The sequence below is a fragment of the Variovorax sp. GW460-12-1-14-LB1 genome (assembly GCF_059423605.1).
This window is the reverse complement of record NZ_JBWKYF010000023.1, coordinates 77,899-90,599: the sequence shown is the minus strand read 5'-3', so window position 1 is coordinate 90,599 and position 12,701 is coordinate 77,899. Positions and strand designations below refer to the sequence as shown.

The window sequence follows — 12,701 nt, the reverse complement described above, 5'->3', positions numbered from 1 at the left end:
GGCCTCGCATCGACCGGCGCCGGCGCAACCCTCACCAACACCGGCACCATCGCCGGTGGGGCGGGCGGCGCTGGCGGGGCCAACAGCAACGGTGGCCCGAGCGGTGCCAACGGCGTGGGCGGCGTCGGGGTGACGGGCGCCAACCTCGCGCTGACCAACGGCGGAACCATCTCGGGCGGCCTGGGCGGCGACGGCGTCACGCGCGCTGCGGCGGTCGCATTCACGGGCGGCACCAACAGCCTCACGCTGAACACCGGCTCGTCGATGACGGGCGCGATTTCCATCGGCGCGGGCGCCACCGCGAGCGTCATCGCGGGCGCCGGCGGCCTCAGCGTCAGCAACGCCTTGCTGCTGGGCGGCACGGGCACCATCGACACCAACGGGAACGCCCTGACGTGGACCGGCGCGATCTCCGGCGCCAGCGATCTCGTGAAGATCGGCGCGGGCGTGCTGACGCTGAGCGGTGCCGACACCCACTCGGGCGCCACCAACGTCGCGGCGGGCACCCTGCGCGCGGGCGCGGCCAACGTGCTCAGCAGCGCGAGTCCCTTCACGGTGGCCACCGGCGCGACGCTCGACCTGGCCGGCAACAGCCAGACCCTCGCGTCGATGGCCCACAGCGGCACCGTCTCGCTGGTGGGCGCGGTGCCGGGCACCACGCTCACCGTCAACGGTCCCTGGGTGGGCAACGGCGGCACGCTGCGACTGGGCACCGCGCTGGGCGGCAGCGCCAGTGCGAGCGACCGGCTCATCCTGAGCGGCGCCACCGCCGTCGCCAGCGGCACGACGAATGTGCAGATCACCAACCTGGGCGGCCTGGGCGCGCTCACCACGGGCAACGGCATCGAGGTGATCAGCGCCCTCAACGGCGCGACCACCACCGCGCAGACGACCAAGAGCGCGTTCGTGCTGGCCGGCACGCACGTCGATGCGGGCGCCTACGAGTACCGGCTGCATGCGGCCGACGCCGCCGGCGCGGGCGAGAACTGGTACCTGCGCTCGACCGCTGCACCCGTGACGCCCGTGACGCCTGTCCCGCCCGGCACGCCGCCTGCCGGCGGTGGCGGCTCGGGCACCGGCCTCGTGCCCGTGCTCGCCGTGCCCACCTACCGCGCCGAAGTGCCGCTGTACGCCGCGCTGCCCGAGCAGCTGCGCCAGTCCAGCTTCGCGATGCTCGGCAACAGGCGCCTGCGCATGGGTGAGGACCTTGTAGCGGGCGCGAACCCGGCCAAGCCCACGCAGGGCTACCGCGAGGCCTGGGGCCGCATCATCAGCACCGACCGCACCATCGCGCAGGGCGGCACCGTGAGCCCCACGAGCAAGGGGCGCCTCACGGGCTTCCAGGCCGGCACCGACCTGTGGGCCAACCCCGACTGGCACGCGGGCGTGTACGTCGGCCAGCTCGACGGCGACATGCGCGTGAACGGCTTTGCCAGCGGCCTGGCGAACCTCGGCGTGGGCAGCAACAACCAGAAGAGCGAGTACCTGGGCGCCTATGCCACCTGGAAGCACGCCAGCGGCGTGTACGTCGACGGCGTGCTGCAGGCCGGGCGCCACCGCTACACCGCCAGGCCCACGCTGGGCTTCTCCCGGGGCGGCAAGGGCAACAGCCTGCTGGCGTCCATCGAGGTGGGGCAGTCGATTCCCATCGCGCAGAACTGGACCGTCGAGCCGCAGGTGCAATTGGTGCACCAGCGGGTGAGCCTGGGCGACACGGGCATCTCCGGCGCGCTCGTGCAGCAGAACAGCCACAACGGCTGGCGGGCACGCGCCGGCGTGCGCGTGAAGGGCGAGTTCGTCACCCGCGCCGGGGTGCTGCAGCCCTACGTGCGGGTCAATTTCCACCGCAGCAGCCGCGGCACCGACGTCACCCGCTTCGTCGGCCCGGCCGGCTTCACCGACATCGCGACGCGCACCGGCGGCAGCAGCACCGAGCTGGCGGCGGGGGCCACGTTGCAGGTGGCCGAGAACACGAGCGTGTATGTGGAGCTGGGCAAGCTGTGGTCGGGCTCCGGCGGCGACTCGCGCATCAAGAGCGGGGTGAACGCGAGCGTCGGCGTGAAGATGCGCTGGTGATCTCGTGCGCCGGGTGGCGTCTACGCATGCCGCCGCGCGGCGGCGTGGAGCGTGTGCACGCGGGCCTCGCCGGGCTGCGCAGGCGAAGGTCGCCCCCAACCTTGCGGCAGTTCATGCAGCACGGCGTTCGCATCGAGCGAGCGGATCGCGACCGACGTGTCGGCCGGAATCCGCCCCTGCGCCACCATCGCCTCGTAGCGCAGCGCGCACACGCGCAGGAACGACGCGAAGTTGCCGACCTCGCCGCGCGCCGCCACCAGCTCGTCGTACAGCCGCTCGATGAGCTGCACCACGGCCATGCCGTCGCGCTGCGCGATCTCTTCGAGCACCTGCCAGAACAGGTTCTCGAGCCGGATGCTGGTGACCACGCCGTGCAGCCGCACCGAGCGCGTGCGCGCGTCGTAGCTTTGCGGATCGGCGCTGATGAAGACTTCGCACATGGGCCATCTCCTTGAGAGGCTGGATGAATCGGGGCGACGCGGCACTGTAGCGCCGCCCGCGTCCATCCGTTCAGGTCAGTGTTCGATGCGGGTGCCGAGCACCACGAGGAACTGCGACAGCCACGCCGGATGCGCCGGCCAGGCCGGTGCGGTGACGAGGTTGCGGTCGGTCACGGCCTGGTCGACCGGAATGCCCATGTACTCGGCGCCGGCCAGTTCCACCTCGACCTGGCAGGCCGGGTAGGCCGACACCTTGCGGCCCTTGATGAGGCCCGTGGCCGCGAGCAGCTGCGCGCCGTGGCAGACGGCGGCCACCGGCTTGTCGGTGGCCAGGAAGTGGCGCGCGATCTCGACCACGCGGCTGTGCATGCGCAGGTACTCGGGCGCGCGGCCGCCGGGGATCACGAGCGCGTCGTAGGCCTCGGGACGCACCTCGTCGAAGCTGGCGTTCAGCGTGAAGCGGTGGCCCGGCTTCTCGCTGTAGGTCTGCGCGCCCTCGAAGTCGTGGATGGCGGTGTGCACCCAGTCGCCGGCCTTCTTGTCGGGCGCCACCGCGTGCACGGTGTGGCCGACGGCCAGCAGGGTCTGGAACGGCACCATGGTTTCGTAGTCTTCGGCGTAGTCGCCGCAGAGCATCAGGATCTTGCGAGCCATCGGGTTTGTCTCCTTCGGATGAGGTGGGGCGAAACCGGCCGGCGCAGGGGGCGCGCCGGCCGTCGCCGCATTATTCGAAGGGGGCGGGTGCAGCGGGTAGCAGCGGGCTGTGATGCCGCTGTGGTCGCTATTTGACCGAGCCTGCGGTCAAGCCCTGCACCATGTAGCGCTGCATCCACGCAAACAAAATGGCGACCGGGACCACGGCGCAGATGGCGGCGGCCATCACCAGCTCCCACTGCACCACGTACTGGCCCGCGACCATGTTGGTGACGAGCACGGTCAGCGTCTGCTTCTCCGTGGAGCGGATCAGCGTGTAGACCACCGCGAACTCGTTCCAGGCATTGACGAAAGTGACCAGTGCCGTGACCGCCATGGCCGGCAGCGCCAGCGGCAGGAACACCTTGCAGACCGTGCGCACCGGGCCCGAGCCTTCGAGCCAGGCCGACTCCTCCAGGTCGCGCGGAATGGTCTCGAAGTACGAGGTCATCATCCAGACGGCAAAGGCAATGCCGAAGGCGCCATAGGCCACCACCACGGACAGGCGCGAGTCGGTCATGTTGCCGCCCTCGAACCAGGGCAGGCTGGCCGCCATCTTGAACAGGCCCACCACCAGCAGCACGGGCGAGATCATCTGCGTGATGAGCAGGAACTGCCGGTAGCCGCCCTGGCCGCGAAACTTCAGGCGCGCCAGCGCGTAGGCGGAAGGCACGCTGACGGCAATCGTCAGCAATGTCGCAGAGAGCGACACCAGCAGGCTGTTCAGCAGCGCGCGCCCGAACCCGGTCTGGGTCCACATGGCGGAGAAGTTGCTCCACTGCCACTGCTGCGGCAGCCAGCGCGCCGGATAGACGTAGATCTCGGACGCCGGCTTGAGCGCCGTGAAGAACATCACCGCGAGCGGAAAGACGACCACGGCCACCAGCGGCGCGAGCAGCAGCCAGCACCAGAGGCTGCGCACGAGTTTGTCGGGGCGGATCATGCGGAGGCCTTCGCGGACTGGCGCTTCTGCAGGCGCAGGTAGAACACGGTGAAGGCCAGCAGCAAGGCCAGCATCACGAGCGAAATGGCGGCTGCCTCGCCGGGGCGGCCCAGGCGGAAGCCCAGCTGGTACAGCCAGGTGACGAGGATGTGCGTGGCGTTGTCCGGCCCGCCCTGCGTCATGATCCAGATGATGGGGAACGAGTTGAAGACGTAGATCACGTTCAGCACGATCGCCATGTGGATGAAGGGCTTGAGCAGCGGCAGCGTGAGCCGGCGGAACTGCTGCCAGCGCGACGCGCCCTCGATGCCGGCCGCCTCGTAGATGTCCTGCGACACCGACGACAGCCCGCCCAGGAAGATGGTGACGGTGAAGGGAATCGACACCAGGATGCCCACGCCCACTTCGACCCAGAACGCGAGCTGTCCATCGGCCAGCCAGTTGATCGGCTCCCGGATGATCCCGACCATCGCGAGGCTCGCATTGACCATGCCGTACTGGCCGTTGAAGGACCAGGTCCAGACGATGGCCGTCATGGTCAGCGACACCGCCCAGGGCAGCATCACGATCGTGCGCGCCACGCCCCGGCCGTAGAAGTCCTGCTGCAGGATGAGCGCGATCGGCACAGCGCACAACACGGCACCGCCGACCACGCACACCGTCCATTGCACCGTGCGCCACACCACATGGGCGAACACCGGATCGGTGAACACGGTGCGAAAGTTGTCCAGGCCGTTGAAGGCCCGCAGCAGGCCGAAGCGCGAGATGTCGTGCACCGACTGGAACACCAGGGTGGACAGCGGGTAGGCCAGGATGAAGAGGGTCAGCAACAGGCTCGGCGCAATCAGCCCCCAAGCCAGGGCAGGGCCTCGAACGGGATTCTGCATAGGTCGATTCGATCGGATAGGCGTGGTTGGGCGTGGTGCGACACGCGGAAAGCCGGCGCAGCCCGGCGGCTGCGCCCCGGGGCTTGCTGGCTTACTTCTTGTTGAGCTTGGTGTTGGCTTCGGCCGCGGCCTTGTCCAGCGCCGCCTTCGGTTCCGCCTTGCCCTGGTAGATGGCCTGCAGCGCGTTGGTGACGGCCTGCGCCGAGTCTTCCCAGCCGGCGACCAGCGGGGCGAAGCGCGCGTTGGGCAGCAGGGTCACGAACTCGGAGAGCACCGGGTCGTCCTTGAACACGGGGTCGTTGGCCACCTCGCGCGTCACCGGCATGAAGCCTTCGCCCTGGTCGAACTTCAGCCGCGCGGTTTTCGAGAACATGAAGTTCAGGAATTTCTGGGCGGTTTCCTTGTTCTTCGAGGTCTTGAACATCATGATCGAATCGGTCACGCCGAAGGTGATGTCCTTGCCGCCATTGGGCACGCCGGTGATGCCGTATTTCAGTTGCGGCGCGTCCTTGGCGATTTCCTTGGCCAGCGGCGGCAGCGAAATGACCATGCCCAGGCGCCCCTGCTTGAACAGGTTGTGCAGGTCGTAGCGCGTGTTGCCCGCCACGCCGGGCTCGGTCAGGCCCTGGTCGATCATGCTTTTGTAGAGCGTGGCGGCTTTCACGCCGGTCGGCGAATTGAAGGCGGCCTTGTTGCCGGCATCGAGCACGTCGCCTCCCATGCTCCACAGCGCGTAGTAGAAATAAGTGTCGGTATCCAGGTCCTTGCCCTGGATGCCATAGCCGTAGGCCCCCGTGGCCTTGATCTTTTTCGCGGCGGCAATCACGTCGTCCCAGGTCTTGGGGCCATTGGGAAAGCCTGCCTTGCTCAGCATGTCCTTGTTATAGAACATCGCGCGCACGCTGGCCGCAATAGGCAGCGCATAAGGCTTGCCATTGATATTGCCGGCTTTCAGGAATGCCGGAATGAATTGGTCCTTGAACGCCGCATTGGCGTAATTGTCGACCGGCTCCACCAGGCCGTCGTTCACGAAATCACCGACCCAGCGGGTCGCGACGTGAGCCAGGTCGGGCGGGTTGTTGCTGGCGATTTCCGCCTGCAGTTTCTGCTGCATGTTCTCCCAGCTTCCCACCTCGACCTTGACCTTGTCTCCCGGGTTGGCCTTTTCGTAGTCCCGGGCCAGCGCCTCCAGCCAGGGGCGCGTGTTGTCGCTGTAGCTGGACATGGCGATGCGGATATTTCCTGCCTGTGCCGTGAGGGAGGAAAGACCCAGAAGAATTGCGCCTGCCAATAGAGTTGTATTTCGATTTTTCATATTTAATTCCTCGTGAAGTGATTGAAAATTAATTGAATACACGTCGGGATCTGCTGCGATCAATGCTTGCGCTTTTTTATCTTACGAGTCGGCTGAATGGCGCCATAGATAGAGCTAACCCTCGATTTCTAAAAAACAGAACCCTGCCTGCGAAATATTGAGGGCCAAATTCCCGTGGCGTCCTGTACGCTTCAAAATTCGAGCTCGAATTGCGCGCGGTAATTCATTGCCGCCCGGTCGGGAGAGGTATTGGCAATTCACAGGGCGCATTGCGTGGACACATCAATTTCGACTCCGTCTCCTGTTCATCCCCACGTGCCGTCCCGGCGCGTGACGCTGGTCACGGGCGCCGCGGGCGGCATCGGCCAGGCCCTGTGCCGCCGCGTGCTGCAAGCCGGCGACCGGCTGATCGCGCTGGACCACGACGCGGGCGCGCTGGAAGGCTTGGCGGCCGTGTTGGCCGGGCAGGGCGTGAGTGCCGACGATCTGGCGCGGCTGCATCCTTTGGTGGCGGACGTCACCGACTGCGCAGGCCTGTGCGACAAGGTGGCCACGGCCGTTGCGGCTGTCGGCCCGGTGGATGTGCTGGTGTCGAACGTGGGCGCCGCGCGCGGGCCGACGGTGCGCAAGACCACGCCGCAGGACTGGCAGGCCGACATCCAGCTCAATCTGAATGGCGCGTTCCATTGCGTGGAGGCGGTGCGCCACGTCATGGTCGAGCGCCGCAGCGGGCAGTTGGTGCTCATCGGCTCGGTCAACGCGTTGACCACGCTCGGCCACCCGGCCTACAGCGCGGCCAAGGCCGCCCTGGTCAGCTACACCCGGTCGCTCGCCATGGAGCTGGGCGCCTACGGCATCCGCGCCAACATCGTGCTGCCGGGCACCGTCAAGACGCCCGCCTGGCAGGCGCGCGCCGACAAGAACCCGCAGGTGTTCGAGCAACTGAAGAAGTGGTACCCGCTGGGCGACTTCGCGACACCCGACGACGTCGCCGATGCCGTGCTGTTCCTGGCGTCGCCCGCCGCGCGCGTCATCACGGGCGTGGCGTTGCCGGTGGACGCGGGCCTCATGGCGGGCATCCTTCCGATGGCCCGCGAGATCACCGTCGAAGACTACTGAGCCAGCGACTCACTTCCACAAAGACAAGGAGACCCCATGGCTCAGGTTCAACTCAAGCAACTGCGCAAGGATTTCGCCGGCGTGCCCGTCGTGCACGGCATCGACCTGGACATTGCCCACGGCGAGTTCGTCGTGCTCGTCGGCCCTTCGGGCTGCGGCAAGTCGACGCTGCTGCGCATGATCGCGGGGCTGGAGCCCATCAGCGGCGGCGAGCTGCGCATCGGCGGCGCACGGGCCAACGACCTGTCGCCGCAAAAGCGCAACATCTCGATGGTGTTCCAGAGCTATGCGCTCTACCCGCACCTGTCGGTCTACGAGAACATCGCCTTCGGCCCGCGCACGCGCGGCGAGGCCGAAAGCGACTTCCGCCCGCGCATCGAAAAGGCCGCCAGCCTGCTCAACCTCACGCCCTACCTGGACCGCCTGCCGCGCGCGCTCTCGGGCGGACAGCGCCAGCGCGTCGCCATGGGCCGCGCCGTGGTGCGCGAGCCCGCGCTGTTCCTCTTCGACGAGCCGCTGTCCAACCTGGACGCGCAGTTGCGCGTGCAGATGCGCGCCGAGATCAAGGCCCTGCACCAGCGCCTGGGCAACACCATGGTCTACGTCACGCACGACCAAGTGGAAGCCATGACCATGGCCGACCGCATCGTCGTGATGCGCGCGGGCCGGGTGGAACAGGTCGGTGCGCCGCTCGAGCTCTACGACCGCCCGGTCAACCGCTTCGTGGCGGGCTTCATCGGCTCGCCCGCCATGAACTTCACGCAGGGACAGGTGCATCGCGCACACGGCCGCACCTGGCTGGCGCTGCCCGACGGGCAGGCCTGGGACCTGCCCACGTCCGGGTGCACGCCGCTGCTGGCCGATGGGCAGCACGTGCTGCTGGGGCTGCGGCCCGAGCACCTGCAGCTGGCCCCGGAAGGCCTGGCGTTGCGTGTGATCCTCACGGAATCGACGGGCGACAAGACGCAGATCTACGGCACCGTGGCGGGCAGCGAGACGCCCTGGTGCGTGTCCGTGCACGACCGCGTGGCCCTCAAGCCCGGCGACCTCGTGCACCTGCAGGTCCGCGAGGCCGCATCGACCCATTGCTTCGATGCGCAGACCGAGCGCCATGTGGGCGTTGCAGCCCCGGCGCCGGCCGGGTACAGGCCGTCCGCGTCCAGCGTGGACGCGCGTGCCGGCGGCAGTGACGGCCAGCGCCATGCCGCGTCGATCGCGTATTCGTACGGCTAGGCCATGCGCAACCACTGCATGTCCGAAGTCGAAACGGGCAATTTCATCGGCGGGCGCTGGTCGACCAACCTCGACACCCTGCCCGTGGTCAACCCGGCCAACGGCGACAGCATCGCCACCGTGCCCCGGTCGGGCCGCGAGACGGCGGACGCGGCGGTCGCCGCCGCCAAGGCCGCGGCCAACGCGTGGGCCACCACGCCTGTGTTCGAGCGCGCCGCGATGTGCATGGCGATCGCGGCCGAGATCGATGCCGCGCGGGAGGCCCTCGCGCACACGCTGTCGTGCGAGCAGGGCAAGGTCCTGGCCGAGGCGCTCGGCGAAGTCGCCAAGGCCGCCGACGGCTTCCGGCTCGCCGCCGAACTCGTCAAGCAGATGGGCGGCAAGACGCTGCCGGCGGAAGACCCGGGCAAGCTCGTCATGACGCTGCGGCAGCCGCGCGGCGTGTACGGCGTCATCACGCCCTGGAACTTCCCGGTCAACATCCCGGTGGAATACATCGCCCCCGGCATCGCCACCGGCAACACCCTCGTCTGGGTGCCCGCGCCGTCCACCGCGCTCGTGGCCTGCGCGCTCATGGCAGTCATCGAAAAGGCCGGCCTGCCCGCCGGCGTCGTCAACCTGGTGATCGGCGAGGGCGCGACCGTGGGCGATGCGGTGGTGGTGCACCCGGACGTGACCGCCATCGCCTTCACCGGCAGCACCGCGACGGGCCAGCGCATCGCCGAGCGAGGCGCCGGAAAGCCCCTGCTGCTCGAGCTTGGAGGCAATGGGCCCCTGATCGTTTTCGAAGACGCCGACCTCGATGCGGCAGCCGCTGCAGCGGCAGGCGGTGCGTTCTTCAATGCCGGGCAGGTGTGCGCGGCGACAGGGTGCGTGCTGGCCCATGCCAGCGTGATCGACCGCCTCTGCGACAAGCTGGTCGCCAAGGCTGCGGAGCAGGTGCTGGGCAACCCCCTGCATCTCGCCACGACCATGGGGCCGCTCAACAACGCCAAGGTGGCGGCCAAGGTGCGCGCGCATGTGGACGATGCTGTTGAACAGGGTGCGCGCGTGCTGTGCGGCGGCCGGGCGCGGCCGGACCTGGGCAGCGACCTCTTCTTCGAGCCCACCGTGGTGCGCGACGTCACGCCCGACATGCGGCTGTGCCGGGAAGAAACCTTCGGCCCCGTCGTGCCGGTCGTCGCCTTTCAGGACGAAGCGCAGGCCTTAGAGATGGCCCTGCAGAACGACTACGGCCTCTCGGTGGGCGTCTTCACACAAGACATCGGCCGCGGCATCGCCATGGCCAAGGCGATTCCCGCCGGCATCGTCAACATCAACGCGGGCACCACCTGGTGGGAAATCCACCTTCCCTTCGGCGGCGGTTCCGGCAAGAAGAGCGGCATCGGCCGGCTGGGCGGCATGCACACGCTGGAGGCGATGACCGAGATCAAGATGATCACGGTCACGCTGCCGGGTTGAGCCCTTCGATGACGACGATCCCGCGCGCGGGGACTACTCCGGCTTTCCCCTGGCGGGCGTGCGAGCGGCGGTGGCACGCCCCGGCTTCACGGGCCGCTGCCACCCTTGCATGTAGGCGATCAGCGACTGCGACAGGTGATTCGCCGCAAGCGACAGCCGCCGGGAATAGCTCGCGACCAGCGTGGCGCGCGCCGAGCGCAGCGACGCATCGGTGAGCGGAATGGCCACCACCTTGCCGGCCTCGATCAGCGGCGCGACCACGTCGCTCGGCTGGAAGGTGATGAGGTCCGACTCCGCGACCAGCCGGCTCGCAAAGGACAGCGAATTCGTCTCGACCGCGATGTTCAGCTTGAACTTGCCCTTGGAGCTGACGCGGTCGACCAGCTGGCGCAGGCCGAAGGAGCGGTCGGGCAGCGCCAGGGGCGCGTCGGCGACTTCCGCGAGCGTGCAGCTGCGCTGTTGCGCCAGGGGATGCTGCGTCGAAGCGATCACGCACAGCGGCTGCTCGATCTTCTGCAGTTCGATGAGGTCGGGGCGCGGCGAGGCGCCGAACAGGATGCCCAGGTCGTACTTGTGCTCCGCCACCGACTCGCCCACCGCATGCGAGCCCATGAGATCGAGCGAGAAGGTGATGCCCGGGTGCGTGCGGATGAAGCTCGGCATGAAGCTCGTGAGCAGGCCGTGCAGGATGCCCTCCACGCACCCCACCCGCACGTGCCCCTTGGCCAGCGTCTCGTACTCGTGGATCTGGCCCTTCAGGTCGGCCAGCTGCGTCTTGTTGTCCTGCGCATAGCGCAGCAGCAGTTCGCCGGCCGCGGTCAGCGCCATGCCCCGTGCATGGCGCTCGAAGACGGGCACGCCCAGTTCGTCTTCCAGCAGCGCGATCTGCCGGCTCACGGCACTCTGGGCCACGAAGAGCTTTTCCGCCGCCACGCGCACGGAGCCACAGGCCGCGACCTCGTAGAAGTACCGAAGGGTGGTGGATTCGATCATGCGTGCACTCTACGGGATGGCGGGGAAGGGGCGCGGCGACGCTCAGTTCGCGGCGCGTGGCTGTCGTGTCAGCATGCGCCCTGCGCGCGCGAGCACCCGCGCCTCGCTCGCACCGCGGTACGCGAGCACACCGTTCACGAACACCCGTTCGATCCCTTCGCTCACGCCCAGCGGCTGGTCGTAGGTGGCGGTGTCGGTGATGGTCTCGGGGTCGAACACCACCACGTCGGCCATCGTGCCGACGCGCAGCAGGCCGCGATCGGCGATGCGCAGATTGCGCGCCGTCATGCCCGTCATCTTGTGCACCGCCTGCTCCAGCGTGAAGAGCTTGCGCTGGCGCCAGTAGCGCGCGAACACGCGCGGGAACGCGCCCCACAGGCGCGGGTGCGGATGGCGGTCGTGCGGCAGGCCGTCGCTGCCGATCATGCTGCGCGGATGGGCGATGACGCGCTCCACGTCTTCTTCCTGCATCAGGAAATAGCACGCACCGCCGGGTTTCAGGCGCAGGCTGGCCTCCTTCTCGGTGGTGCCCCACTCGCGCGCGATGTCGGCGATGAGGCGCCCGGTCATCTCCGGGTGGGGCTCGGACCAGGTCAGCAGCACGTCGATGACGCCGTCCACCATGTCCTCGCGCAGCACGGTGGAGCCGGCCACGTAGGGGTAGACGTCCATCGCGATCTCCTGGCGCTGCGACAGGGCGTCGATCAGCGGCAGCGTCTCCTTGGTGCGGCCCCAGTTGGCGGGGCTTGCGCATTTGTGGTGCGAGATGATCAAGGGCACGCCGGCCTCGAACGCCGAGTCGCCGGCCTCGTGCATCGCTTCGATGATCTGCTGCATCTCGCTGCGCAGGTGCGTGGCGTAGACGCCCCCATGGCGCGCCACGACGCGCGCGAGTGCGGTGACTTCTTCGGCCGGCGCAGCAAAGGCCTCTTCGTAGAACAGGCCCGATGACAAGCCGTGCGCGCCTGCGGCCATGCAGTCGTCGAGCAGCGCGGCCATGTGTGCCAGTTCATCGCCGTTCGCCGGGCGGTCGAGCGTCTGCATGGCCGCGAAGCGCAGCGTGGTGTGGCCCACGAGCGCGGCCACGTTGAGCGCAGGCTGCGTCGCATCGACCGCGGCGCGATATTCGGCCATGGTCGCGTGCTTGAACGAGTCGGCGCCCAGCAGCGTGAGCGGCGGCCTCGATTGCGGCGTGCGGTACGGCGCCAGCGAGATGCCGCAGTTGCCCGTGGCCACGGTGGTGATGCCCTGAGACACCTTGGGCAGGCACAGCGGGTCGCGCAGCACGATGGCGTCGTCGTGCGTGTGCGCGTCGATGAAGCCGGGCGCGATCACCTTGCCGCGGCAGTCGACCACGTCGACGTCGGCGATGTTCAACCCCTCGGGCAGGCGCGTGCGCAGGCCGTCGCCCAGCGCCAGGATGCGGTCGCCCTGCAACAACACGTCGCCGGGCCACGAAGGGCCGCCCGAGCCGTCAACCACGAGGCCGGCTTCGAGCAGCGTCGCGCTGTTCTTCTGTGTGTTCATGGAGGGAAGCGTTG

11 protein-coding genes are annotated in these 12,701 nt (G+C 68.4%); 4 read left to right on the top strand and 7 right to left on the bottom strand.

Annotated features, from left to right (window positions below; all coding sequences use genetic code 11):
- Nucleotides 1–2,076, top strand: a 2,076-nt coding sequence (locus tag AC07Y4_RS14420) for an autotransporter family protein (protein ID WP_495274762.1), incomplete at its 5' end; no start/stop codon positions are given.
- Between the two features lie 20 nt (nt 2,077–2,096).
- On the opposite strand, the gene AC07Y4_RS14415 is transcribed toward AC07Y4_RS14420, so the two are convergent.
- The 5 genes from AC07Y4_RS14415 to AC07Y4_RS14395 form a co-directional block, all read right to left on the bottom strand.
- Nucleotides 2,097–2,516 (bottom strand): ribbon-helix-helix domain-containing protein, encoded by a 420-nt coding sequence (locus tag AC07Y4_RS14415; protein WP_070062657.1) that lies wholly within the window; start codon nt 2,514–2,516, stop codon nt 2,097–2,099.
- 75 nt (nt 2,517–2,591) lie between these two features.
- The gene (locus AC07Y4_RS14410) at nt 2,592–3,170 is read right to left on the bottom strand and encodes a DJ-1/PfpI family protein (protein WP_095746738.1); all 579 of its coding nucleotides are present in this window, start codon (nt 3,168–3,170) and stop codon (nt 2,592–2,594) included.
- A 127-nt stretch (nt 3,171–3,297) separates the two neighbouring features.
- Nucleotides 3,298–4,152, bottom strand: coding sequence for a carbohydrate ABC transporter permease (locus tag AC07Y4_RS14405; protein WP_495274761.1), 855 nt, complete (start codon nt 4,150–4,152; stop codon nt 3,298–3,300).
- Nucleotides 4,149–5,039: a carbohydrate ABC transporter permease gene (locus tag AC07Y4_RS14400; protein ID WP_495274760.1), complete on the bottom strand. Its 891-nt coding sequence runs from the start codon at nt 5,037–5,039 to the stop codon at nt 4,149–4,151. Before AC07Y4_RS14400 ends, AC07Y4_RS14405 begins: the two co-directional genes overlap by 4 nt.
- 91 nt (nt 5,040–5,130) lie before the next feature.
- On the bottom strand, nt 5,131–6,354 hold the full coding sequence (locus AC07Y4_RS14395; RefSeq protein ID WP_095948090.1) for an ABC transporter substrate-binding protein: 1,224 nt from the start codon (nt 6,352–6,354) through the stop codon (nt 5,131–5,133).
- A gap of 315 nt (nt 6,355–6,669) precedes the next feature.
- Here AC07Y4_RS14395 and AC07Y4_RS14390 point away from each other — a divergent pair, with 315 nt between their 5' ends.
- From AC07Y4_RS14390 to AC07Y4_RS14380, 3 genes are read left to right on the top strand one after another with little or no spacing between them, the layout of a single operon-like run.
- The gene (locus AC07Y4_RS14390; protein ID WP_495274759.1) at nt 6,670–7,473 is read left to right on the top strand and encodes an SDR family oxidoreductase; all 804 of its coding nucleotides are present in this window, start codon (nt 6,670–6,672) and stop codon (nt 7,471–7,473) included.
- A 36-nt stretch (nt 7,474–7,509) separates the two neighbouring features.
- Nucleotides 7,510–8,706: an ABC transporter ATP-binding protein gene (locus AC07Y4_RS14385; RefSeq protein ID WP_493195778.1), complete on the top strand. Its 1,197-nt coding sequence runs from the start codon at nt 7,510–7,512 to the stop codon at nt 8,704–8,706.
- 18 nt (nt 8,707–8,724) lie between these two features.
- Complete coding sequence (locus AC07Y4_RS14380) at nt 8,725–10,167, top strand: aldehyde dehydrogenase family protein (protein ID WP_495274758.1); 1,443 nt, start codon at nt 8,725–8,727, stop codon at nt 10,165–10,167.
- Between the two features lie 33 nt (nt 10,168–10,200).
- Here the strand turns inward: AC07Y4_RS14380 and AC07Y4_RS14375 are convergent, their stop codons facing one another.
- Nucleotides 10,201–11,160, bottom strand: coding sequence for a LysR family transcriptional regulator (locus AC07Y4_RS14375; RefSeq protein ID WP_495274757.1), 960 nt, complete (start codon nt 11,158–11,160; stop codon nt 10,201–10,203).
- 42 nt (nt 11,161–11,202) lie between these two features.
- Nucleotides 11,203–12,687, bottom strand: coding sequence for an N-acyl-D-amino-acid deacylase family protein (locus AC07Y4_RS14370; protein WP_495274756.1), 1,485 nt, complete (start codon nt 12,685–12,687; stop codon nt 11,203–11,205).
- Nucleotides 12,688–12,701 lie beyond the last annotated feature (14 nt).

What these genes read in the sequence shown, in the direction of transcription:
- AC07Y4_RS14415 (WP_070062657.1), bottom strand. Translation starts at nt 2,516, where the DNA reads ATGTGCGAAGTCTTCATCAGCGCCGATCCGCAAAGCTACGACGCGCGC.
- AC07Y4_RS14410 (WP_095746738.1), bottom strand. Translation starts at nt 3,170, where the DNA reads ATGGCTCGCAAGATCCTGATGCTCTGCGGCGACTACGCCGAAGACTAC.
- AC07Y4_RS14405 (WP_495274761.1), bottom strand. Translation starts at nt 4,152, where the DNA reads ATGATCCGCCCCGACAAACTCGTGCGCAGCCTCTGGTGCTGGCTGCTG.
- AC07Y4_RS14400 (WP_495274760.1), bottom strand. Translation starts at nt 5,039, where the DNA reads ATGCAGAATCCCGTTCGAGGCCCTGCCCTGGCTTGGGGGCTGATTGCG.
- AC07Y4_RS14395 (WP_095948090.1), bottom strand. Translation starts at nt 6,354, where the DNA reads ATGAAAAATCGAAATACAACTCTATTGGCAGGCGCAATTCTTCTGGGT.
- AC07Y4_RS14385 (WP_493195778.1), top strand. Translation starts at nt 7,510, where the DNA reads ATGGCTCAGGTTCAACTCAAGCAACTGCGCAAGGATTTCGCCGGCGTG.
- AC07Y4_RS14380 (WP_495274758.1), top strand. Translation starts at nt 8,725, where the DNA reads ATGTCCGAAGTCGAAACGGGCAATTTCATCGGCGGGCGCTGGTCGACC.
- AC07Y4_RS14375 (WP_495274757.1), bottom strand. Translation starts at nt 11,160, where the DNA reads ATGATCGAATCCACCACCCTTCGGTACTTCTACGAGGTCGCGGCCTGT.
- AC07Y4_RS14370 (WP_495274756.1), bottom strand. Translation starts at nt 12,687, where the DNA reads ATGAACACACAGAAGAACAGCGCGACGCTGCTCGAAGCCGGCCTCGTG.